This window comes from Lamprocystis purpurea DSM 4197 (assembly GCF_000379525.1).
GTDB classification, from domain to species: Bacteria; Pseudomonadota; Gammaproteobacteria; order Chromatiales; family Chromatiaceae; genus Thiodictyon; species Thiodictyon purpureum.
Window position 1 is genome coordinate 45,270 of record NZ_KB902498.1, and the last position, 19,821, is coordinate 65,090.

The 19,821-nt window shown below is 65.2% G+C and carries 16 protein-coding genes; 3 read left to right on the forward strand and 13 right to left on the reverse strand.

The window, feature by feature from the left end:
- Positions 1 to 40: 40 nt before the first annotated feature.
- The 5 genes from A39O_RS0114515 to A39O_RS0114545 form a co-directional block, all read right to left on the reverse strand.
- Positions 41 to 292, reverse strand: coding sequence for a type II toxin-antitoxin system Phd/YefM family antitoxin (locus tag A39O_RS0114515; RefSeq protein WP_020505386.1), 252 nt, complete (start codon positions 290 to 292; stop codon positions 41 to 43).
- A 539-nt stretch (positions 293 to 831) separates the two neighbouring features.
- Complete coding sequence (locus tag A39O_RS0114530) at positions 832 to 1,581, reverse strand: MBL fold metallo-hydrolase (protein ID WP_020505388.1); 750 nt, start codon at positions 1,579 to 1,581, stop codon at positions 832 to 834.
- A gap of 124 nt (positions 1,582 to 1,705) precedes the next feature.
- A complete protein-coding gene (locus A39O_RS0114535; protein WP_020505389.1) occupies positions 1,706 to 1,894 on the reverse strand; it encodes a CPXCG motif-containing cysteine-rich protein in 189 nt (62 codons plus the stop codon).
- 74 nt (positions 1,895 to 1,968) lie between these two features.
- Entirely contained in the window at positions 1,969 to 2,316 is a 348-nt protein-coding gene (locus A39O_RS42180; RefSeq protein ID WP_211211595.1) for a hypothetical protein, read from the reverse strand.
- Positions 2,317 to 2,715: 399 nt separating this feature from the next.
- On the reverse strand, positions 2,716 to 3,714 hold the full coding sequence (locus A39O_RS0114545) for a cation diffusion facilitator family transporter (RefSeq protein WP_020505391.1): 999 nt from the start codon (positions 3,712 to 3,714) through the stop codon (positions 2,716 to 2,718).
- Between the two features lie 521 nt (positions 3,715 to 4,235).
- On the opposite strand from A39O_RS0114545, the gene A39O_RS0114550 reads away from it, so the two are divergent.
- Positions 4,236 to 7,439, forward strand: a complete 3,204-nt coding sequence (locus A39O_RS0114550; RefSeq protein ID WP_281170081.1) for an error-prone DNA polymerase — start codon at positions 4,236 to 4,238, stop codon at positions 7,437 to 7,439.
- 39 nt (positions 7,440 to 7,478) lie between these two features.
- Here the strand turns inward: A39O_RS0114550 and A39O_RS43565 are convergent, their stop codons facing one another.
- The 5 genes from A39O_RS43565 to gpmI all read right to left on the reverse strand — a co-directional run bounded on the left by A39O_RS43565 (position 7,479) and on the right by gpmI (position 12,245).
- On the reverse strand, positions 7,479 to 7,787 hold the full coding sequence (locus tag A39O_RS43565; RefSeq protein WP_407635639.1) for a type II toxin-antitoxin system RelE/ParE family toxin: 309 nt from the start codon (positions 7,785 to 7,787) through the stop codon (positions 7,479 to 7,481).
- Positions 7,778 to 8,008, reverse strand: a complete 231-nt coding sequence (locus A39O_RS0114555) for an addiction module protein (protein WP_020505394.1) — start codon at positions 8,006 to 8,008, stop codon at positions 7,778 to 7,780. The genes A39O_RS43565 and A39O_RS0114555 overlap by 10 nt, the downstream gene beginning before the upstream one ends.
- Positions 8,009 to 8,451: 443 nt before the next feature.
- The gene (gene sohB / locus A39O_RS0114560) at positions 8,452 to 9,462 is read right to left on the reverse strand and encodes a protease SohB (RefSeq protein WP_020505395.1); all 1,011 of its coding nucleotides are present in this window, start codon (positions 9,460 to 9,462) and stop codon (positions 8,452 to 8,454) included.
- Positions 9,463 to 9,486: 24 nt separating this feature from the next.
- Positions 9,487 to 10,326: a thymidylate synthase gene (locus A39O_RS0114565; protein ID WP_020505396.1), complete on the reverse strand. Its 840-nt coding sequence runs from the start codon at positions 10,324 to 10,326 to the stop codon at positions 9,487 to 9,489.
- 371 nt (positions 10,327 to 10,697) lie between these two features.
- The gene (gene gpmI, locus A39O_RS0114570; RefSeq protein WP_026199418.1) at positions 10,698 to 12,245 is read right to left on the reverse strand and encodes a 2,3-bisphosphoglycerate-independent phosphoglycerate mutase; all 1,548 of its coding nucleotides are present in this window, start codon (positions 12,243 to 12,245) and stop codon (positions 10,698 to 10,700) included.
- 577 nt (positions 12,246 to 12,822) lie between these two features.
- On the opposite strand from gpmI, the gene A39O_RS36640 reads away from it, so the two are divergent.
- Complete coding sequence (locus A39O_RS36640) at positions 12,823 to 16,209, forward strand: DUF7948 domain-containing protein (protein ID WP_020505398.1); 3,387 nt, start codon at positions 12,823 to 12,825, stop codon at positions 16,207 to 16,209.
- Between the two features lie 181 nt (positions 16,210 to 16,390).
- On the opposite strand, the gene A39O_RS0114580 is transcribed toward A39O_RS36640, so the two are convergent.
- Complete coding sequence (locus tag A39O_RS0114580) at positions 16,391 to 16,906, reverse strand: DUF3368 domain-containing protein (protein ID WP_040527891.1); 516 nt, start codon at positions 16,904 to 16,906, stop codon at positions 16,391 to 16,393.
- Positions 16,907 to 16,916: 10 nt separating this feature from the next.
- Positions 16,917 to 17,249 carry a type II toxin-antitoxin system prevent-host-death family antitoxin gene (locus tag A39O_RS33595; RefSeq protein ID WP_020505400.1) on the reverse strand — a complete coding sequence of 111 codons (333 nt, stop codon included), beginning with the start codon at positions 17,247 to 17,249 and terminating at the stop codon, positions 16,917 to 16,919.
- A 521-nt stretch (positions 17,250 to 17,770) separates the two neighbouring features.
- Between A39O_RS33595 and A39O_RS0114590 the strand changes: the two genes are divergently transcribed.
- Positions 17,771 to 19,030 (forward strand): glucose-1-phosphate adenylyltransferase, encoded by a 1,260-nt coding sequence (locus A39O_RS0114590; RefSeq protein ID WP_020505401.1) that lies wholly within the window; start codon positions 17,771 to 17,773, stop codon positions 19,028 to 19,030.
- Between the two features lie 100 nt (positions 19,031 to 19,130).
- On the opposite strand, the gene A39O_RS0114595 is transcribed toward A39O_RS0114590, so the two are convergent.
- Positions 19,131 to 19,646, reverse strand: coding sequence for a L,D-transpeptidase (locus A39O_RS0114595; RefSeq protein WP_020505402.1), 516 nt, complete (start codon positions 19,644 to 19,646; stop codon positions 19,131 to 19,133).
- Between the last annotated feature and the right edge of the window lie 175 nt (positions 19,647 to 19,821).

Consider the following 19,821-nt stretch of genomic DNA (forward strand, 5'->3'; position numbering starts at 1 on the left):
TTTGGCAGAATAGCCATTCGAGCCGAAGTATCGACCACGATCATCCGGGGAGGCCATCGTCGCCGTAGAGAACATCCTGGCTACGCGCGGCGTTCGGCCCGGCGGAGGCACATGCGGACGCCCGGAGCGTTTCCAGCAGCGTCCGCTGGGCCTTGCTGTCCGGCATTGCCGCGATGGGAACCAGACGAACCCTGGCATGACCGCAGCGGGTCAATATCACCTCGTCGCCAAGCTCGGCACCGCGTACCAGCTCGGTCAATTGCGCTTTGGCGTCGGTGACCGAAATCTGCATTGGTATTCGTTCAGCGGCTCTCGCCGCGCGCCACCTGGTGCGCCGCTGCCCCGGTAAGGTCCGTCGGTGCGGGCGAGCCCCGGGCGAAGTGGCGCCCGATCCGCCGCTGAGCCCCTCAATCGCGCCGCGTGCCGACGAGGTGGGTCAGCTCGACCATACAGCGGACCTCCAGCTTCTCCAGCAGCCGGCTGCAATGCGCGCCATGCGCATGTCCAACGCCAGGGCGCTCCGGTTCGCAGCGGTCGAGATAGGCCTGCGCCGAGGCATAGGTCTCGGCCCGCAGGCCGACTGAACCGACCAGCTGGGCGCTGAATCTGATCGGAGACGCGAGCCTGCACCTGTATCCCTCCGGCGCTTTAGATCCCGGCACCGCCTATGCCATCATGTCGTACGGAATGCGCAACGGGAGTTTCACCGGCAAGAAGCTGTCGGACTACATTTCCGGCGGCAATGCTGATTACCAGACCGTACGTTCAGTGAGTGGTATTCAGCGGCGGACGAGCGGGCCTATGCCGATCTTTGAATCAGGCGAGTGATTCTCAACCCTGTCGGCTCTCCCCGATCTGGTCGCAATATTGGCTGAGGTTGTCGGGAACGCCGGCAGGACAGACGCCGCATTCCCGGTTGCCGGGCACGGCATAATCGATGAACTTCGGGTAGGCGAGATTCAGTCCGTTCATCAACGCGACAAAGGATTCGAGTGAGCGGTTGCCGCCGAGCCGCGGGTTGCGTGTTTTCTCCTGCGCGATGCTCGATACCCAGCGTCCCTCGTAGTCGTGACCAGGGTAAACCAGCGTTTCGTCGGGCAGCGCGAAGAGTTTGCCGGCCACGCTGCGATACAAAGCCGTCGGGTCGCCGCTTTGGAAATCGGTGCGACCGCAGGCGTCGATCAGCAGTGCATCGCCGGTCAGGACCTGGTTGCCGATACGGTAGGCGTGATGACCGTCGGTGTGGCCCGGCGTGAAGAGCGGGTCGATGCGAAGACTGCCGACCAGCAGCGGCGTGCCTTCGGCGATTGGCAGGTCGACGCAGGCGAGTCCATCGACGGCGGGATGGGCGATCCGGCTGCCGGCTTCGTGTTTGAGCCTGAGTGCCGAGGTGATGTGATCGGCGTGGACGTGCGTATCGAGTGTCACGACGAGCTTCAGTCCGAGCGTCGCGACCTCGGCCAGATCGCGCTGCCAGGTGGGCAGAACCGGGTCGATCAGGATCGCCTCGCCGGTCTCTTCGCAGCCGAGCAGGTAGGTGTAGGTGCTGGAAACGGGCTCGAACAGTTGTCTGAACAGCATCTTGTGCTCCGTTATAAGGGTTGCACCGGACGGGCTCGCCGGTCAAGGCGAGAACCGTCCGGCAAGGCGTTTGGTTTCTGGATGGTGGAGGTCGCAGACGTTGATGCGGTCGATCGGCTGGCGATCAATCGTCGTCGCGGTGGGCTGTCACGCTGATCAGATTCCCCGCGTCGTCGACTTCGGCTTGGAATTCGATGGGCCGGCAGCAGACGGCGCAGTCCTCGATGTAGCGCTGGCTGCCGGCGGAACAGTCCACGGCGGTATCGAAGTCCTCGCCGCAGTAGGGACACTCGACTCGTATGTCTTCAAGCATCGGTATCACCTATTATAAAATGCGCGTCGGCGCAATAGCGTAGCGTATTGCGCCGAGTGATTGTAAAGTCTGTTTCACCTGATCCGGTGGTCCGCAATAGTTAGGGGCTGGTCAACGCATAGTCCACTGCCGCCTCGGCATGGATGGCGGTCGTGTCGAAGACCGGGACGCTGACGTCCGCCCAGGCGATCCCGCACCTGCTCATTCATCAGCCGGTAGTATTCGAGCGATGAGACCCAGCTCACGCCGCCGATGATGCCGATGGTTTCGATCCGACGCTCTGCCGCGCCTGCTTCTTCGGCTGCTGGGGAACCCTGCCTGGCGGCATCCGCAGCCGACAGCGGCAAGGCGGATGACTCGCCCCAGGCGCTGCCGGTCAGGAGCAGGCAGAGCAGGGCTGCATTGATCAGGTTTGCGTGCATGGGAATCTCAACTCCGTCGTGTTGCTGGGATTGGGTGGAGCCGGTTGCGCGCGTGTCGGTCACTGCTTGGACCGGATCGGTGCGCTCCCGATCGGGCTGGGAGCGCCACGCATGGTCGATCAGGCATGGTAACTGAATCCGGCAATTGCTCACACAAAGACACCAAGGACACGAAGAAGAACAGAAGAAGAACAGAAGAAGAACAGATCAAGGTTGCGCGAGCGACCGCCGGATGGCGGTTCAGGGCACGATCAGCCGGATGCAGTTCGCCGTGGCCCTCCCATCGCAGTTCGTACGCCACCGGCTGAAGCCTCCGTTGCGCGACGCACGGGCATGGCGGAAACGATGATCAAAGCCCCGATCCCATCCAAAAACATCGCATACCACACTGGGCGCGGTTTAGACCCACCGTGGATCGCCCGTCAGGCAGATCGACAGCCAGGCTTCATCGACCGAGACGTCCATGGCGGTCCAGATCAGTTCCCGCAGTTGATCCTGCTGTGCGATGGTTTGCAGGGCGAATTCCGGTCCGACGACGATGTCGATCTCGATGAAATAGGTTCTGCCGGTCTTGACCACATGATGGACATACTTCTCGATCGCGTGCTCGGCGCTGAGCGTTTTCATAATGGCATCGAGGCGCCCGATCAGCGCATCGTTCACGTCCACCATCAGCAGGACCTCGCGCAGATTGCGATTGAGGATCCCCAGCGGCACGGGTAGCAGCAGCAGCGACATGGTCGCGACCAGGGCCGGGTCGGCATAGCTCGCCCAGGCGGTGCGGTAGGGTTCCGCGAGCGCGGGCAGGATCGCAAAGCCGATCAAAATCACCATGCTGAACGCAAAGTCCATGCCCCATTCCTTGGCGTCGGTGGCGACGAGTTGGGAGTCGAGGCGCCGTGCCAGAATCGACAGGTAGATCCAGAAGCCCAGACAGAGCACGGCGCTGACCAAGCTGAACCAGATGACACCCGCCGCATCGACCGTGGTGCCGCCCTCGCGGATGCCATTGATGCCGTTGATGAACGAATAGATGCAGATCACCAGGACGAGGAATCCTTTGACCGACTGAACCAGCGGTTCCACATGGGAATAGCCATAGGGAAAGCGCTTGTCCGCCGGTTTGACGATCAACTTGGCGGCCAGCAGGCTCAAGCCCCCGGCGACCAGGCTGAGCACGGAGAAGATCCCGTTGAGGATGACGACTTCGGATTCCAGAAACAGACCGTAGGCGACGCTCCCGAGCCCGACCGCGACCACGCCCCAGATCGAGCGCCGCAACACCCGCTGTTCGATGACGTTCGCTTGCTGTACCGACCACTGCGTATCGCCGCTTGGCGGGGAGGATTCCGGCTGGGATCGCGGGTCGTCGGCCCGGTCGCCCGTGGCGGCGCTCATGGTTGCCCCGCGTCACGCTCAGGCCCCAACCGGGTTCGACCGGGTCGGGTCATGGGCGCTGCCGTTGTTTGATTCGCCGTCATGTGGAGTTGCCTGTGTCGGTGGAGTCTTGAGCGGCCTTGGGTCCTGATCATCCGTCAGCCTCGCAAGGCGCAGATGTTACCGTGAAAATCCCCCGGCGACCCGTGGGAGCGGCCTCCGGCTGCAATTCCAAATTTGGGCGGCACCGCGCGACCTCTGGTGGATGCGGCGCCCGCGACCGCCGTGCCAAGTCCCTGACACCGAGCGGCGCGCCTTATCCACCCTACAACGGAGCCGGTTTCGTAGGGTGGATAAGCGCAGCGCATCCACCATCGGCCTCTGCTGGGCCTCCGGCTGCGACGGGGCCTCGCGGGATAGCAGCATTCACCGCGGCATCCCGTCGCGGCCGGAAGCCGCTCCCACGGGAGAATTTCATTTTTGCGATGAGGCAGCGAGCCGCAATCCGGCAGATACTGTATATTTATACAGTCTCCCGCCAGGTGCCGATAACCGTGCTCCATGCCTCGATTCCGGCCTATGCCGAACTGCTATGCCGTTCCAATTTCAGCTTTCTCCAAGGGGCTTCGCACCCGGAGGAACTGGTCCGGCGCGCCCATGAACTGGGCTATGCGGCGCTCGCCCTGACCGACCTCTGCTCGCTGGCCGGGGTGGTGCGGGCGCATGGGGAGGCGCGTACCCTGGGGCTGCACCTGATCATCGGTGCCGAGTTGACGGTGGAGGCCGGTCCGCGCCTGGCGGCCCTGGCGATGGATCGGGCGGGTTACGGCAATCTCGCGCACCTGATCACGCGGGCGCGGCGGCGCGCACCTAAGGGGGAGGCGCGCGTGACGGCGGAGGACTTGGCCGATGGGTTGCCGGGCTGTCTGCTGATCTGGCTGCCGGGCGCGCAGGACAGCGCGGCGCAGCTGCGGGAGCAGGGCGACTGGCTGCGGCGGTTGGGTGCCGGACGGCTGTGGATCGGCGTGGTGGCGCACCGGCGCGGCGGCGATCTGGCCTGGCTGGCACGGCTGCGCGGGCTGGGTGCGGATTTGGGGCTGCCGCTCACCGCCTGCGGGGCGGCGGCCATGCATGTCGCGAATCGGCGTCCGCTGCTGGATACACTCACGGCTATTCGGCTCGGGGTGCGGGTCGATCAACTGGGTGCCGCGCTGGCCCAGAATCGGGAGCACCATCTGCGCGATCGGGCCGAACTGGCGCGCTTTTATCCGCCCGATCTGTTGGTGCAGACGCTGGTGCTGGCCGCGGCCTGCCGCTTTTCGTTGGATGAGCTGCGCTATGAATACCCGGATGAGCTGGTGCCGGTCGGTACCACGGCGGCGGCTCATTTGCGCCGGCTGACGGAGGCGGGCGCTGTGGTGCGCTGGCCGGACGGGATGCCGCCGCGGGTGCGCGGCCAGATCGAGCACGAACTGGCCCTGATCGCCGAACTGAAGTACGAACCCTATTTCCTCACCGTTCACGATATCGTGCGCTTCGCCCGCTCCCGCGGCATCCTGTGTCAGGGCCGCGGGTCCGCCGCCAACTCGGCAGTCTGCTTTTGTTTGGGGATCACGGAAGTGGACCCGGCGCGCATGGAGATGTTGTTCGAGCGCTTCATCTCGCGGGAGCGCGGCGAGCCGCCGGACATCGACGTGGACTTCGAGCACCAGCGCCGCGAAGAGGTGATCCAGTACATTTATGCCAAGTACGGTCGGGAGCGCGCCGCCCTGGCCGCGACGGTGATCAGCTACCGGCCCAAGAGCGCGGTGCGCGATGTCGGCAAGGCGCTGGGGATGGACCCGGATCAGGTGGACCGCCTGGCCCGCAACCTCAACTGGTGGGACGGGCAGGCGGTGCTTCCGGAGCGCCTGCTGGAGGTCGGGCTCGATCCCTACAACCCGCTGGTATTGAAGGTCATGCGCCTGGTGCATGAGATCCTGGGCTGTCCGCGCCATCTGTCCCAGCATGTCGGCGGTTTCGTGATCTCCCGCGGTGAACTGTCCCGGCTGGTGCCGGTGGAGAACGCGGCCATGGACGGGCGCACCGTGATTCAGTGGGACAAGGATGACCTCGATACACTGGGGCTGCTCAAGGTGGACTGCCTGGCGCTGGGGATGCTCTCCGCCATCCGCCGCGCCCTGGACCTGATCAATGGCTGTCGCGGGAGCCGGCTGACGCTGGCCGACATCCCGCCGGAAGACCCGGCGGTCTACCAAATGATCCAGCGCGGCGAGACTACCGGGGTCTTCCAGATCGAGTCACGGGCGCAGATGGCCATGCTGCCGCGGCTCAAGCCGGCCTGTTTTTATGATCTGGTGATCGAGGTCGCCATCGTCCGGCCGGGTCCCATCCAGGGTGACATGGTGCATCCCTATCTGCGTCGTCGACAAGGATTGGAGCCGGTGAGCTATCCGTCGGCGGCGGTCAAGGAGGTGCTGGGACGCACCCTGGGGGTGCCGATCTTTCAGGAGCAGGTGATCAAGGTCGCGACGGTGGCGGCGGGCTTCTCGCCCGGCGAGGCCGATCAGGTGCGCCGTTCCATGGCCGCCTGGCGTCGCCGCGGCGGGCTGGAGTCGCTCAAGGGGCGGCTGATCGGCGGCATGTTGGAGCGCGGCTATGAGCGCGCCTTCGCCGAGCAGATTTATCAGCAGATTCTGGGTTTTGGTGAGTACGGTTTCCCCGAGTCGCACGCGGCCAGTTTCGCGCTGTTGGTCTATGTCTCCGCCTGGCTCAAGCACCATGCGCCGGCCGCCTTCTTCGCGGCCCTGATCAACAGTCAGCCGATGGGCTTTTATGCGCCGGCCCAGTTGATTCGGGAGGCGCGTCGGCAGGGGGTGGAGGTGCGGCCGGTCGCGGTCACCGCGAGTGCCTGGGACTGTACGCTGGAGCCTGCCGGTGGCGGATCAGCGGGCCAAGGCGCCGCGTTCGCCAATGGCGAGCGGGGCGGGGTCGGATCTGAACAGCCGGCCCTGCGCTTGGGCTTGCGGTTGGTCAAGGGTCTGTCGCGGGCGGGCGCCGGGCGGCTGATCCAGGCGCGGGATGTCGCGCCCTGGTTGGATCTCACCGACCTGATCACCCGCGCCGCGCTCGATCGGGGGGATCTGAAGGCGCTGGCCCAGGCGGATGCACTGCAGCCGCTGGCGGGGCATCGCCACCGGGCGGCCTGGTCGGTCTCCGGTCTGAGTGCCGCACTGGGCACCGATCGCGGTGCGGCGGTCCAGGCGGCCTTGGCCCTCCCGCCGCCGCCCGCGGACCCCGTCGATCTCGCCGTGCTCGCCCCGCCCACCGAGGGGGCGGAGATCGTCGCCGATTACGGGAGCCTGGGGCTGAGTCTGCGCCGTCATCCCCTGGCCCTGCTGCGTCCGCAGTTAGCCGAGCGGCACCTGCTGACCGCGGACGCGGTGGCGGTGGTGCCGCCGGGCGCGCGGGTCGCGACCGCCGGTTTGGTGATCAACCGCCAGCGTCCGGGTTCGGCCCATGACGTGACCTTCGTGACCCTGGAGGACGAGACCGGTCAGGTCAATCTGGTGGTCTGGAAGCACGTCGCCGAGCGTCAGCGCGCGGTGCTCCTAGGCGCACGGCTGCTGGGGGTCTATGGCGAGATTCAGCGTGAGGCCGGAGTCACGCACCTGATCGCCCGGCGGCTGGTGGATCATTCAGCCCTGCTCGGCGGGCTGGTGATCCGGTCGCGGGATTTTTGCTAACCGTATTCAGGCCGATCCCCTCCTCCAGTCGATAAGCAGCTAACCCTCATCTCGGCGACCGCGCCAATAAGCGGGCTTCCGGCGGAAATGAGCGACCGCAACGATCGTGATGTTCTCAGGTTCCACTCTGTACACGACAGAAAACGGAAACCGCTGCGGAAAGACCCGGCGGGTACCGAACTTCCAGGACGAACCCGCCAGTGGAAACCTGACGGCGAGTGCGACCGCTGCTTCAACCGAGGAACGAAACCGTTTACCCAGTCCTTGCTCGATTTCCTCGTAATAGACGACTTGGGCGAGAAACTCCCGACGCGCCTCGGCGAGAAAGCGGGCCGATCTCACTGACACAGACGTCCGGCTTCGGCAAATACGTCCTCCGCGGCAATGGTCCGCGCCTCACCGCGCTCGATGGCGGCGATTCGCGCCTGGACTTCCGCCGCCCAAGCAGCCTCGATTTCAGGCAGAGAATCCCCTTCAAGGGACTCCAACAGTCGTTCGGCAAACTGCGCACGCTCCTCGGGGGAGAGATCGGTGGCGCGCTGGGAAAGCTCGACAAGAAGCTCGGACATTGGATGACCTCCGACAGCAATGATTCGGGCCTTGATCATCGTTTCGGCCGGCGTCGGCCTGTCCGCAACTGGAGGCCGAGGCTTTAGCCGGTGGCGATTCCCGAGATCTCAAATAAAAGCAGTGGTGCCTGCGCGCTGGACCGGCTAACGGCCATGGAAGGAACAGCAGCCACCCCGGAAGATGAAAGTTCCCCGTGGGAGCGGCGTCCCGCCGCGATGCGGTCCCGCGGCGACTGCGAACGCTGCCCGGCCCCATCGCGGCGGGACGCCGCTCCCACGGGGTCGCTGCGCGACTTTCACGGTAAAGCCTCGACCTCCAGTCGCCGGAACGATGACCAAGGCCCTTTTTATAGCCTTTGTACCTGATATCCAGACAGACCCTTGGTGTAGGGGCGGGTTTTAAACCCGCCCCTACGTCCGGTTATCACGTCCGAATGCTATCGTCAGCGCCCCACCCAGGCCGCCAGTCGCCCCGCCACCGCACTTTGCAGACTCGCCAGCAGCCGTTCGATCGGCTTCTTGTGCGCGCTGTATTTGAGTTGCAGCAGGTCAGTGGTCTCGCTCGCGGTGAGCAGCAGGTCGTCACTGGTCTGGATGGCGTCGATCAGACCCAAGGCGACCGCCTGGCTGCCGTGCCAATACTCGCCGGTGGCGACCCGCTCCAGGTCCAGGGCCGGGCGGTATTCGCGGATGAAATCCTTGAACAGGCCGTGGGTGTCTTCCAACTGCCCTTTGAGCTTCTCCCGCGCCGCGTCGGTGTTCTCACCGAACAGGGTCAGGGTGCGTTTGTACTCACCGGCGGTATGCAGCTCGAAGTCCACCCCGTGGCGCTCCAGCAACCGATGGAAGTTGGGCAGTTCCGCCAGGACACCGATGGAGCCGATGACCGCGAAGGGGGCGGCGACAATGCGGTCCGCCACGCACGCCATCAGATAGCCCCCGCTGGCCGCGACCTTGTCCACCGCGACCGTCAGGTGAATGCCTTTGGCGCGCAGCCGGGCGAGCTGTGAGGCGGCCAGCCCGTGCTCGTGGACTGTCCCGCCGGCGTTTTCGATCCGCACCAGCACCTGATCGCCGTCTCGCCGGTCGAGCAGGATGGTGGTGACCAGCACCCGCAGGGCGGCGACCTCGGTGGCCCGCAGGTCGCCATTGAAGTCGATCACGAACAGCCGTTGGCGCTCCTCGGTCTGGGCTTTGTCGCGGGCCTTGCGGCGTTTGCGCTCGGCCTTGACATAGGCGCGGTACGCCTTCTTGGACAGGCAGGACTCCTTGAGCGCCTGCTCCAGGCTCTTATAGCGCTCGTTCAGGTCCAGAATCTCCAGACGGTCGCCGTCGTCGCTGCCGCCCATCCCCCGGCGGGCGCGCACGGCGGCCATCATCAGCAGCGCAATGGCCACCACGACCGTCAGCGTCTTAGCCAGGAACAGGCCGTACTGAAGCAGCAGGTCAATCATCGCGTGCCTCCCGCGGTGCCGCGTTCAGACCGCGATGGGCGCGCGGATGGCCGGATGGGGGTCATAGTCCAGGATCTGGATGTCCTCGAAGGTGTAGTCGAACAGACTGGGCGGGCGCCGCGCGAGCTGCAGCCGCGGCAGCGCGCGGGGCGCGCGGGCGAGTTGGGCGAACACGATGTCATCGGTCAGGTGGTTCCGGTAGAGGTGAAGATCACCGAAGCTGTGCACGAAGTCGCCGACTCCCAGATCGCACTGCTGTGCCACCAGGTGAGTGAGCAGCGCATAAGCCGCGATATTGAAGGGAACGCCGAGAAAGAGATCGGCACTGCGCTGATAGAGTTGGCAGGACAGCCGTCCATCCGCGACATAGAACTGAAACAGACAATGACAAGGGGCGAGCGCCATGCGCCCGGCCGCCGCATTGGCCTGAGGGGGCTGGGTCTCGTCCGGCAGGTCGGCCGGATTCCAGGCCGAGACCACCAGGCGGCGCGAATCCGGGCGGGTGCGGATGGTCGCGATCAGTTCGCCGAGTTGATCGATGGTACGCCCGTCCGGGCAGGCCCAACTGCGCCACTGGGCGCCGTAGATCGGCCCCAGGTCGCCGGAGGGCGCCGCCCACTCGTCCCAGATACTGACCCCGCGGGCCTGGAGGTCACGGTTGTCGGTGGAGCCGGACAGGAACCACAGGAGTTCGTGAATGACGCTCTTGAGATGAATGCGTTTGGTCGTGAGCAGCGGGAAGCCCTGACTGAGATCGAAACGCACCTGGCGGCCGAACACCGAGCGCGTGCCAACCCCGGTCCGGTCGGGCTTGTCGCTGCCGTGGTCGATCACGTCCTGCAGCAAATCCAAATAGTGGCGCATCGGTTCTTCCGCACGGGTTCAAGCAGCCGCCAAGCTAACCACGAAGGAAGGTCAGACACAAATCCAGGGAGACCTTGAGGCTGGGCGTGTTGAAAAAAGATGTTCTTCTCGATGGCCTTGATCATCCTCCCGACCACCGGATCTCTCGGGTGATGTCCGCGAAAGAACCGACCCGTAGGAGCCCGCTTGCGGGCGACGGGTGGGGGCACAATGACGCGATTCCGGCAGGTCACGTCGCCCGCAAGCGGGCTCCTACCGCGGTTGATTCTTGATAGCGTCTGATCCGGAGATCACCTTGTAAGGTGCGGCGAGGAACGAACCGCACTGCCGACCACTGCCGACGCTTGGTGCAGTTCGCGCCTCACCGCATCCTACACCGTCGCCGGCCCCAGCAGCAGCGAGCGCCCCTGCATCTGCTTGGGTTTCGGCAGCCCCATGAGCTGCAGGACCGTCGGCGCAATATCCGCCAGGCCGCCGCCGGTGGACAGCCGCCACTGGATTTCGTCGGCGACCAGACAGGGCACCGGGTAGACGGTGTGCTGGGTGTGCGGCTCGCCGCTGGCCGGGTCGATCATTTCATCGCAGTTGCCGTGGTCGGCGGTGAGGATGATCGAGTAACCCTGCGCCTTGGCGGCGTCCATGACGCGACCGGCCTCGCGGTCGAGTGTGCGGACCGCCTCGATGACCGACTCGCGCACGGCGGTGTGGCCGACCATGTCGCCATTGGCGAAGTTGACCACGATGAAGGGGAAGGCGCGGCTGTCGAGTGCCGTGATGACGGCGTCGGCCACCGCACTTGCGCTCATCTCGGGCTGCAGGTCATAGGTGGCGACCTTGGGCGAGGGGATCAGCACCCGCTCCTCGCCGGGGAAGGGGTCGCCGCGCCCGCCGTTGAAGAAAAAGGTCACGTGGGCGAATTTCTCGGTTTCGGCACAGTGGAACTGCGGGATCCCGGCGTCACTCAATATCTGGCCCAGCGTGACGTGCGGGATGTCGTGGTCGAAGGCGAAGGGCAGGCCGTAGGTGTCGTCGTACTCCATGATGCAGGTGACCTGCACACCGGTGACGCCGTGGCGATGGAAGGGCTTGAAGTCCGGCTGGAAGAAAGCCTCGACCATCTGCCGCGGGCGGTCCTTGCGGAAATTGAAATGGATGACATGATCGCCGTCCTTGATCAATTCGGCACCGGCGATGATGGTGGGGCGGATGAACTCGTCGTCCTCGCCCCCGGCATAGGCCAGGTCGATGCCGGCGGCGGCGGTGGCGGCATGTCGACCCTCGCCGTCGACCAGACCGCGCCAGGCGATCTCGGTGCGCTCCCAGCGCTGATCCCGATCCATGGCGTAATAGCGCCCGATAACGGTGGCGATCTGCCCGCCGGCCGCCGCCAGGGCTTCTTCCACCGGCGGGAGGAAGGCTTTGGCCGAGCGCGGCGGGGTGTCGCGTCCGTCGGTGAACACATGGACCATGGGCCGCGCGCCTTCGCGCCGACACAGTTCGATGAGGGCGACGAGCTGGTTCACATGACTGTGCACGCCACCGTCCGAGACCAGCCCCATCAGGTGCACCGGCCGGCCCTGGGTCGCGGCGGCGCGCGCGGCGGCGGTCAGCACCGGGTTCTCGTAGAAGCTGCCGTCGGCGATGGCGGCGTCGATCAGCACCAAATCCTGTTTGACCACACAGCCGGAGCCCAGGGACATGTGCCCCACCTCCGAGTTGCCCATCTGCCCGTCCGGCAGACCGACCGCCAGACCCGATGCCTGCAAGGCACAGTGGGGATAGTGGGCGAAATAGTCGTCGAACTTCGGTGTGTCGGCGATGGCGATGGCGTTATTGGCCTTGCTTGGATTGAGTCCGAAGCCGTCCAGGATGATCAGGATCACCGGTCGGCGCGGGACCATTGTTGTCTGGTCACTCATGGTCTTGCTCGCTGTATTTGGTCGGTGGATCGGTCGACGGGTGGCGCGGCCGGTCCGGGCGGGTCCGGCACAAAGGTTAGTAGTTTAGTGGGTCGGAGCGCCGGGGTGGTGGAAAGTTTTCCCTGAACATTTCCGCCGTACGGTAGTTAGCGGGTGATCAATGGGGGTTTTCCTTGCGGCGATCGGGGCGTTACAGTGCAATTTTGAAAACTGTGACGCGCATCACAGTTGTCTCGGTAAACCTTCTGAGCCGGCAGCCATCGGCGACATCTGTAGGGGCGACTTCAGTCGCCCCTATTCGTGTCTTCACCCGAGCAATTGCCGGATTCAGGCGATTTCCGAAGAACTTCGTACCACGCGGGTTCAACCTCCGGCGACCGGGCCGACGCGACCGGAGGTCGACGCTTTAGCGGGCGGCGGCGCCGCGTTCGGCTGAAACCTCGACCTCCTGTCTGTTGTGCGGGTCCAGCAAGATCCGCAGGGGGCCGTAGGGGCGACTAAAGTCGCCCCTACAGGTTGGTACATCTTTTCCCGAAAATCACCTTAGCTTCACCCATCTCACCCAAGGAGCCTCGCTATGTTCAAGATCCTCCTACGACTGCGCCTCATCCCCGCCCTGCTGGCGCTGGCCAGCGGCCTGCTGGCCGCCGCGGCACCCGACCCCATCGTGCCCACCGGCGGGGCGGGCGTCACCGCTCTCGCGGTGCCGCTGGTCCAACCAGCCGCACCGCCGGCCAGCGCGCCGACCGCCCCAGCCGCCCCGGCTCAGGCGCGGATCCAGGCCGACTACGGCAAGTTGCCCTACACCTTTGAGGCCAACGGCGGCCAGGCCGATGCCGCGGTCAAGTTCCTCGCGCGCGGCCCCGGCTACAGCCTGTTTCTGACGCCCGGTGAGGCGGTGCTGTCACTGCACACCAGTCAACCGAACCCGACGCCGCGGCCCCGGTTCGGCGCCCGGCCGGAGCCGGTGCCCGCGCCGACGCTGGCCGCGGTGCCGGAACCGGCCGCCGCGGCGACGCCCCCGGCGGTGCTGCGCCTGAGCCTGGTCGGCGCCAATCCCGACCCGGTCATCTACGGCGAGGCGGCCCTGCCTGGCAAGGTCAACTACCTGCGCGGCAAGGACCCCGCGGCCTGGCGCACCGGGTTGTCCACTTATGCCAAGGTGCGCTATGAAGGCGTCTATCCCGGTGTCGATCTGGTCTATTACGGCACCCAGGGGCAACTGGAATATGACTTGGTGCTGGCTCCGGGAGCCGACCCCAAGATCATCCGGCTGGCCTTTGCGGGGGCGGATCAGATGCGGCTCGATGACACCGGCAATCTGGTCCTAACCCTGGGTGAAAGTCAGGTCGTCCAGCACAGCCCGCGGGTTTATCAGGAGCGCAATGGGGAGCGCACGCCGATCCCCACCCGCTATGTGCTGGCGGACGACCAACAGGTGAGTCTGTCGGTCGGGGACTATGACGCCGGGCGCGCGTTGGTGATCGATCCGGTGTTGGTGTATTCCACCTATCTCGGCGGCAGCGGTGGCGCTGGCAATAGCGATGCCGATGCTGGCTGTAGCATCGCCGTGGACGGCGCCGGGAATGCCTACGTGACGGGATATACCGGATCCACCGACTTCCCGACACGCGATGCCTTGCAGCCCGACTTGGGCGGCGGATACGACGATGCTTTTGTCGCCAAGCTCAGTGCCGATGGCGACACGCTGGTCTACGCCACCTACCTCGGCGGTAGCGGCCTCGACATTGGCAATGCCATCGCCGTGGACGGCGCCGGTAATGCCTACCTGACGGGAGATACCTCCTCCACCGACTTTCCGACCTACCATGCCCTGCAGCCAAACTATGCCGGGAAATACGAAGATGCCTTTGTCGCCAAGCTCAGTGCCGATGGCGCCACGCTGGTCTATGCCAGCTACCTCGGCGGTGGCAACTTCGACTATGGCTACGGCATCGCCGTGGACGGCGCCGGGAATGCCTATGTGACGGGAGTTACCAGCTCAAACGACTTCCCGATCCGCCATGCCCTGCAGCCCGACTCCGGTGGAGTCTCAGATGCCTTTGTCGTCAAGCTCAGTACCGATGGCGAGACGTTGGTCTACGCCACCTATCTCGGCGGTAGCAGCACCGACTTTGGCAGACGCATCGCCGTGGACGGCGCGGGGAATGCCTACCTGACGGGATATACCGAGTCTACCGACTTCCCGACACGCCATGCCCTGCAGCCCGACTCCGGCGGAGACCGCGATGCCTTTGTCGCCAAGCTCAGTGCCGATGGCGCCACGCTGGTCTACGCCAGCTACCTCGGCGGTGGTAACTACGACGCTGGCTCTGGCATCGCCGTGGACGGCGCCGGGAATGCCTACCTTACGGGAACGACCGCTTCCGCCGACTTCCCGACCTGCCAGGCCCTGCAGCCTGACTCCGGCGGATACGCCGATGCCTTTGTCGCCAAACTTAGTGCCGATGGCGCCACGCTTGTTTATGCCAGCTACCTCGGCGGTAGCGGCGGGGACGAGGGCAGTGGCATCGCCGTGGACGGCGCCGGGGGTGCCCACCTGATAGGACAGACCGGCTCCCCCGACTTCCCGACCCGCGACGCCATCCAGCCGGCCAATGGCGGCGGGAATGACGCCTTTGTCGCCAAGCTAAGCGCCGATGGCGCAACGCTGGTCTACTCCACCTACCTCGGGGGCAGCGATCAGGAACAAGGGGCCGGCATCACCGTAGACGGTGCCGGGACTGCCTACCTGACCGGATTCACCGCTTCCGCCAACTTCCCGACCCGCGAGGCATTGCAGCCTGACGTCGGCGGCGGCGGAAACGGCGATGCTTTTATCGCCAAGATCGCGGCCGGGCCGGCCGCACGCGTGGCGGCGTTGCCCTGGCTCGCAGGTCTCGGCGATCTGACGGGTAATGGTTCCCAGCACCTTGCGGTCTTGTTCGCGGATGCCGCGGCGGGAGCGGTAACCGCCCGGATCAAGAATGCCGCCACCGGAACCCAGATCCAGACCTTCGTCTTCGATCAAGCGTACGCGCCCCTGGATCTCGCCGTAGTCCCCGACCAGAACGGCAACGGCGCCCCGGAGTTGGCGCTGCTGGGATGGCGCGCGACCGACAGCCGCGTCCAGGTCGAGCTGCGCGACACCCTCACCGGCGAGCGCTTGACCGCGGTCGCCTTCAACCCCGCCTTCGCGCCCCAGCGGCTGGCGGTTCTGCCCGATCGCAACGGCAACGGCGCGGTGGAACTGGCGGTGCTCGGCATCAAGGCCGGTAACGGGGCGATTGCCGCCGAGATCAAGGACGCCGCCACCGGCGCCGGGCTGGCGCAGGTGTTTTTCGCCAAGACCTTCCGACCCGTGGATTTCGCCGCGGTCGCCGACGCCAACGGCAACGGGGCCGCGGAACTCGCCGTACTGGGGGTCAATGCCGCCGGTCAGCCGCGGGTCGAACTGCGCGATAGCAGTAGCGCGGCCCTGGTGAAGGTCCTGTGGTCGCCGAACTGGACCACCCCGTTGAACCTGGCCGAGCTGCCGGACGCCAACGGCAATGGCACCCCGGAGATGGCGGTGCTGGGACAGGGGCGTTCGTCCGTCCTGGTGAAGACCGCGGATACGGGCACCGGCGACCAACTCGGGTTCGTCTACTACAACCCGAACTTCACGCCGCGCCAGGTGGCCGCGCTGCCCGACCTCAATGCCAATGGCGTGGCCGAACTGGCGGTGTTGAGCCGCGATGCCGCCGGTCAACTCAAGACCGAACTGCGCGATGCCGTCAGCGGTGTGCTGGTACGAAACCTCTGGTTCGATCACCTCGCCCCGCTGGACCTGGCGGTGCTGCCTGATCTGAATGGCAACGGCAGTCCGGAGATCGCCGTGCTCGGCGTGCCGGCGGCGGGCGTGGCACAGGTCCTGATCAAGGATAGCGCGACCCAGGCGGTGGTCAGTCGGCTGGACTTCTAGTCCTTAGTGGTGCCGGCTTCCAGCTGGCGCCAACCCGGCGGATGCGGTGAGGAACTGTGACTAGTGGCGAATGGGGCAACCTGTTGCATCGCGAACGATGCGGTTCGCGCCTCACCGCTTCCACGGGCGGCTGCGTATCAAACACCCAGCCGGTCCGTCCAACCAGTGTGTCGTTCACAGGTCACCGGCTGGAGCCCGCCTCGCCGGCCAGACGCAAGACCTCGGTGACCAGCCCGTCCGCTAACCGATAGCCTTGCCGCGATAGCTCCGTCAAGACCGGCGCGACGCGGTCAAGCAGAGCAGACCGTTTGGCGGCCAACAGCACTCCGGCCAGGCCCACCACGGGGACCCCGCGGCGCCTGGCGATCTCCCGGCCGCGGCGCTCGTCGATCAGCAGGAAGCGACAGCGGATTTGCTCGGCCAGCAGGATCGCCGACGCCTCCCCGCGGTCCAGCGACAGACACAGACGGTCAAGCTCCGGGTCACCGCTTTGGGCAAGCGGTCGCGGCTGTATTACGCCCGCGGCATGGGCGGACGACAACACCCGGGTTCCCGGTCGGTCCGAATCCAGGCACAACTCGTCCAGAACGGTTTCGGGAACCAGTACGGACCCGTAAAGGGATGTCAGCAGCGACAGGCGGTCGATCCGGGCCAGGCCGATCAATGGTCCCGCGTCCGCGACGACAGCCTTGTTCACAAGGATACCGTCAGAGCGCGGCATCCAACTCGCCCGCTAATTCCTCCACCGGGTAGTCCACGGCGGCCAGGCCGAGCGACCCAAGCAGGTCGATAAATTCGCCCAAGGACAGCCCGGCAACCTTGGCCGCTTGCGCCAGGGTCAGTTGCCGACGCTCGAACAGACTCAGCGCCAAGGCGCGGTGGACCCCTTGATCCAGCAGCCGTCGGTCGAACGGCAAGGCGAGGATGGCAGGACGGCCGTGCTTCGTGATGAGGGAGATTTGGCCAAGCTCGGCGTCCTTCAGCAGGTCGCCGGAGCGGGTGCGGAGATCCCGGACGGAGAAGACATCAAGCGTTTCCATGGAAAACCTCGAATATGTGTGCCTACAAAGCGTAGCATAAATCGACGCGCCAGGATCAGTCTACCCAGCCCGCCGATCACATCAGCAATCCGACCTAACCTCAGGCGATTGGCAACGGATCTATGGATCGCGGACTGACCGGCGGGTCCGCGGCGCGGACCGAGCACGGTCGGCCGGAGCGATCGGCAAGGCCGCGCGCCCTGCCGCTCAACAAAAATGGTCGGGGCCTTGGTCGGTAGAGCAAGAAACTTGGGCATTTCTGCCGTACCATGCCTACCTTTGAGGTTGGGCAAGGACGCGGGCGAAGGAGCCGGATGGACGCTGCGGCGCGGCAGCCGTCGGCGGGCATCGGGCGGCCCAGGGCCGGACGAGGGTTCATCACGCCCGCGCCGCCGTGAGGCGGGCGAAGCGGGTACATCATGGTCGCCGCCCGGAGTGACGCGAGTTCCGGGGAGCGCCACCGCCCTCGTTGCGGGCGGCAACATCACTGAGGGCCCAGATTACGGGCACGTGGAGGAATCATGAATAACGATCGAATCATTGCTTTCGTCATGGCCGGCGGCCAAGGTGCGCGGCTCCAACCCCTGACCTCAGCCCGCTCCAAGCCTTCCGTGCCCTTCGGTTCCCGCTACCGCATCGTCGATTTCGTGCTCAGCAATCTGGTCAATTCCCAGATTCAGACCATCTATCTGCTGGTGCAATACAAGTCACAGTCCTTGATCGAGCATGTCCGCAAGGCCTGGACCATCTCGCCCTTGCTCCAGAGTCAGTTCGTCACCGTGGTGCCGCCGCAAATGCGTTCCGGCGATCATTGGTTTCAGGGGACCGCCGATGCCGTTCACCAGAACATCAACCTGATCGAGGAGCATCGGCCCGACCTGGTGGTGGTGTTCGGGGCGGATCATATCTATCGGATGGATATCCGGCAGATGGTGGACTTCCACAAAGAGCGCCAGGCCGATGTGACCATTGCCGCCCTGCCGGTGCCGCTGCGGGATGCCTCCTCGTTCGGTGTCATCGCCGCCAATGCGCAGGGACAGATCAGCGCGTTCGAGGAGAAGCCGGCCCATCCCACGCCCTTGGCCACCGATCCCACCCAGGCCTATGCTTCCATGGGCAACTACGTCTTCAACACCGATGTGCTGCTCCAGGCGCTGCGCGAGACCCAGGAGGCCGGCGAGACCGATTTCGGTCACCATGTGCTGCCGCGACTGCTGCAAACCCATCGGCTGTTCGCCTATGACTTTGCCACCAACATCATTCCCGGTATCAAGGATTACGAGGACCGCGTCTACTGGCGCGATGTGGGTAACATCGACGCCTACTTCGATGCCCATAAAGACGTGCTGGGCGCGCAACCGACGTTCGATATGTTCAACCCCGAGTGGCCTGTATTCTCCAGCGGTTACCAGGGTCCGGTCGCGCGGATCCAGGGCGGTGAAATCCGCAACAGTCTGCTCGGTGCCGCTACCGTGATCCATGAGGGAACGCGCATCACCAACTCCATCATCCGGCGCGAGACCGTGATCGAGGATGACGTGGTCCTGGAGAACTGCATCGTCATGGACTATGTGCGGGTCTGCCGCGGAGCGCATCTGCGTAACGTGATCGTGGACCGCCATAACCTTATCGAAGCGGGCGAGCGAATCGGTTTCGATGCGGAAAAGGACCGTCAGCGTTATACGGTGACGCCGGGCGGTGTGACCGTGATTCCCGCCGGCCGCGTCAGCTATTTCGCCCGTGATATTCGCGGGACCGGGCGCGGGGGGTATGGGGAGTGAGATCGCAATCGCGGGTGCGGAGGCCTTGATCGTAATCCCGGCCAGCGGCGTGCGTAGTCAGGGCTTCCAGCCCTGACGGTGTCAGGCCAGGATGGCCTGACTACGCACGGGCGGAATCTTGATCGAGGCCGGTGCGGATCTGTATCGGCGTCCCCACCGGGGTGGCATCGAACAAGTCCACCAGCTCCGCGCTGTGCATCCGGATGCAGCCATGCGAGCGGGGTTCTCCCAAGGGCACGCAGTCCGGGCAGCCGTGGATATAAATGAAGCGGCGGAGCGTGTCGACACCGCCGCCGCGGTTGATGCCTGATTCGCATCCGGTCAGCCACAGGATGCGGGTCAAGATCCAGTCACGTTCCGGATAGGCCGCCGCCAGTTCAGGTCCGTAGATCTCGCCGGTCGGGCGGCGGGCACGGAACACGGTGCCGACGGGACAGCCGGCGCCGATGCGCAGCCGCACCCGGTGCAGTCCGCGCGGTGTGCAGCCACTCCCGTTGAATTCTCCCACGCCGTTCAAGGCGGTCGAGACCGGGTAGCGGGTGCGCACCCGTCCTCCCGCAAAGAGGGTCAGGGTCTGGTTGTCGATATCGATAGCGATATGGGATGACGTCGTCATTTTTTCTTTCTCGCCCCGGCATCGATGATCGTTCCGGCCAACTCCCGCCGAGGTCCTGGTAAGGCGTTCCATCTTATCTTGTTGGTCTGTGCTCGCTGCGAGGTACCATCCATGGCACTGGATTCCGGCATCCTGCCGGAATGACGTAGCAACTTAAGTTGGAATGGGATACCAG

Coding starts and splice junctions, on each gene's coding strand:
- A39O_RS0114515 (WP_020505386.1), bottom strand. CDS start 292: ATGCAGATTTCGGTCACCGACGCCAAAGCGCAATTGACCGAGCTGGTA.
- A39O_RS0114530 (WP_020505388.1), bottom strand. CDS start 1,581: ATGCTGTTCAGACAACTGTTCGAGCCCGTTTCCAGCACCTACACCTAC.
- A39O_RS0114535 (WP_020505389.1), bottom strand. CDS start 1,894: ATGCTTGAAGACATACGAGTCGAGTGTCCCTACTGCGGCGAGGACTTC.
- A39O_RS42180 (WP_211211595.1), bottom strand. CDS start 2,316: ATGCACGCAAACCTGATCAATGCAGCCCTGCTCTGCCTGCTCCTGACC.
- A39O_RS0114545 (WP_020505391.1), bottom strand. CDS start 3,714: ATGAGCGCCGCCACGGGCGACCGGGCCGACGACCCGCGATCCCAGCCG.
- A39O_RS0114555 (WP_020505394.1), bottom strand. CDS start 8,008: ATGTCCGAGCTTCTTGTCGAGCTTTCCCAGCGCGCCACCGATCTCTCC.
- sohB (WP_020505395.1), bottom strand. CDS start 9,462: ATGATTGACCTGCTGCTTCAGTACGGCCTGTTCCTGGCTAAGACGCTG.
- A39O_RS0114565 (WP_020505396.1), bottom strand. CDS start 10,326: ATGCGCCACTATTTGGATTTGCTGCAGGACGTGATCGACCACGGCAGC.
- gpmI (WP_026199418.1), bottom strand. CDS start 12,245: ATGAGTGACCAGACAACAATGGTCCCGCGCCGACCGGTGATCCTGATC.
- A39O_RS36640 (WP_020505398.1), top strand. CDS start 12,823: ATGTTCAAGATCCTCCTACGACTGCGCCTCATCCCCGCCCTGCTGGCG.
- A39O_RS33595 (WP_020505400.1), bottom strand. CDS start 17,249: ATGGAAACGCTTGATGTCTTCTCCGTCCGGGATCTCCGCACCCGCTCC.
- A39O_RS0114590 (WP_020505401.1), top strand. CDS start 17,771: ATGAATAACGATCGAATCATTGCTTTCGTCATGGCCGGCGGCCAAGGT.
- A39O_RS0114595 (WP_020505402.1), bottom strand. CDS start 19,646: ATGACGACGTCATCCCATATCGCTATCGATATCGACAACCAGACCCTG.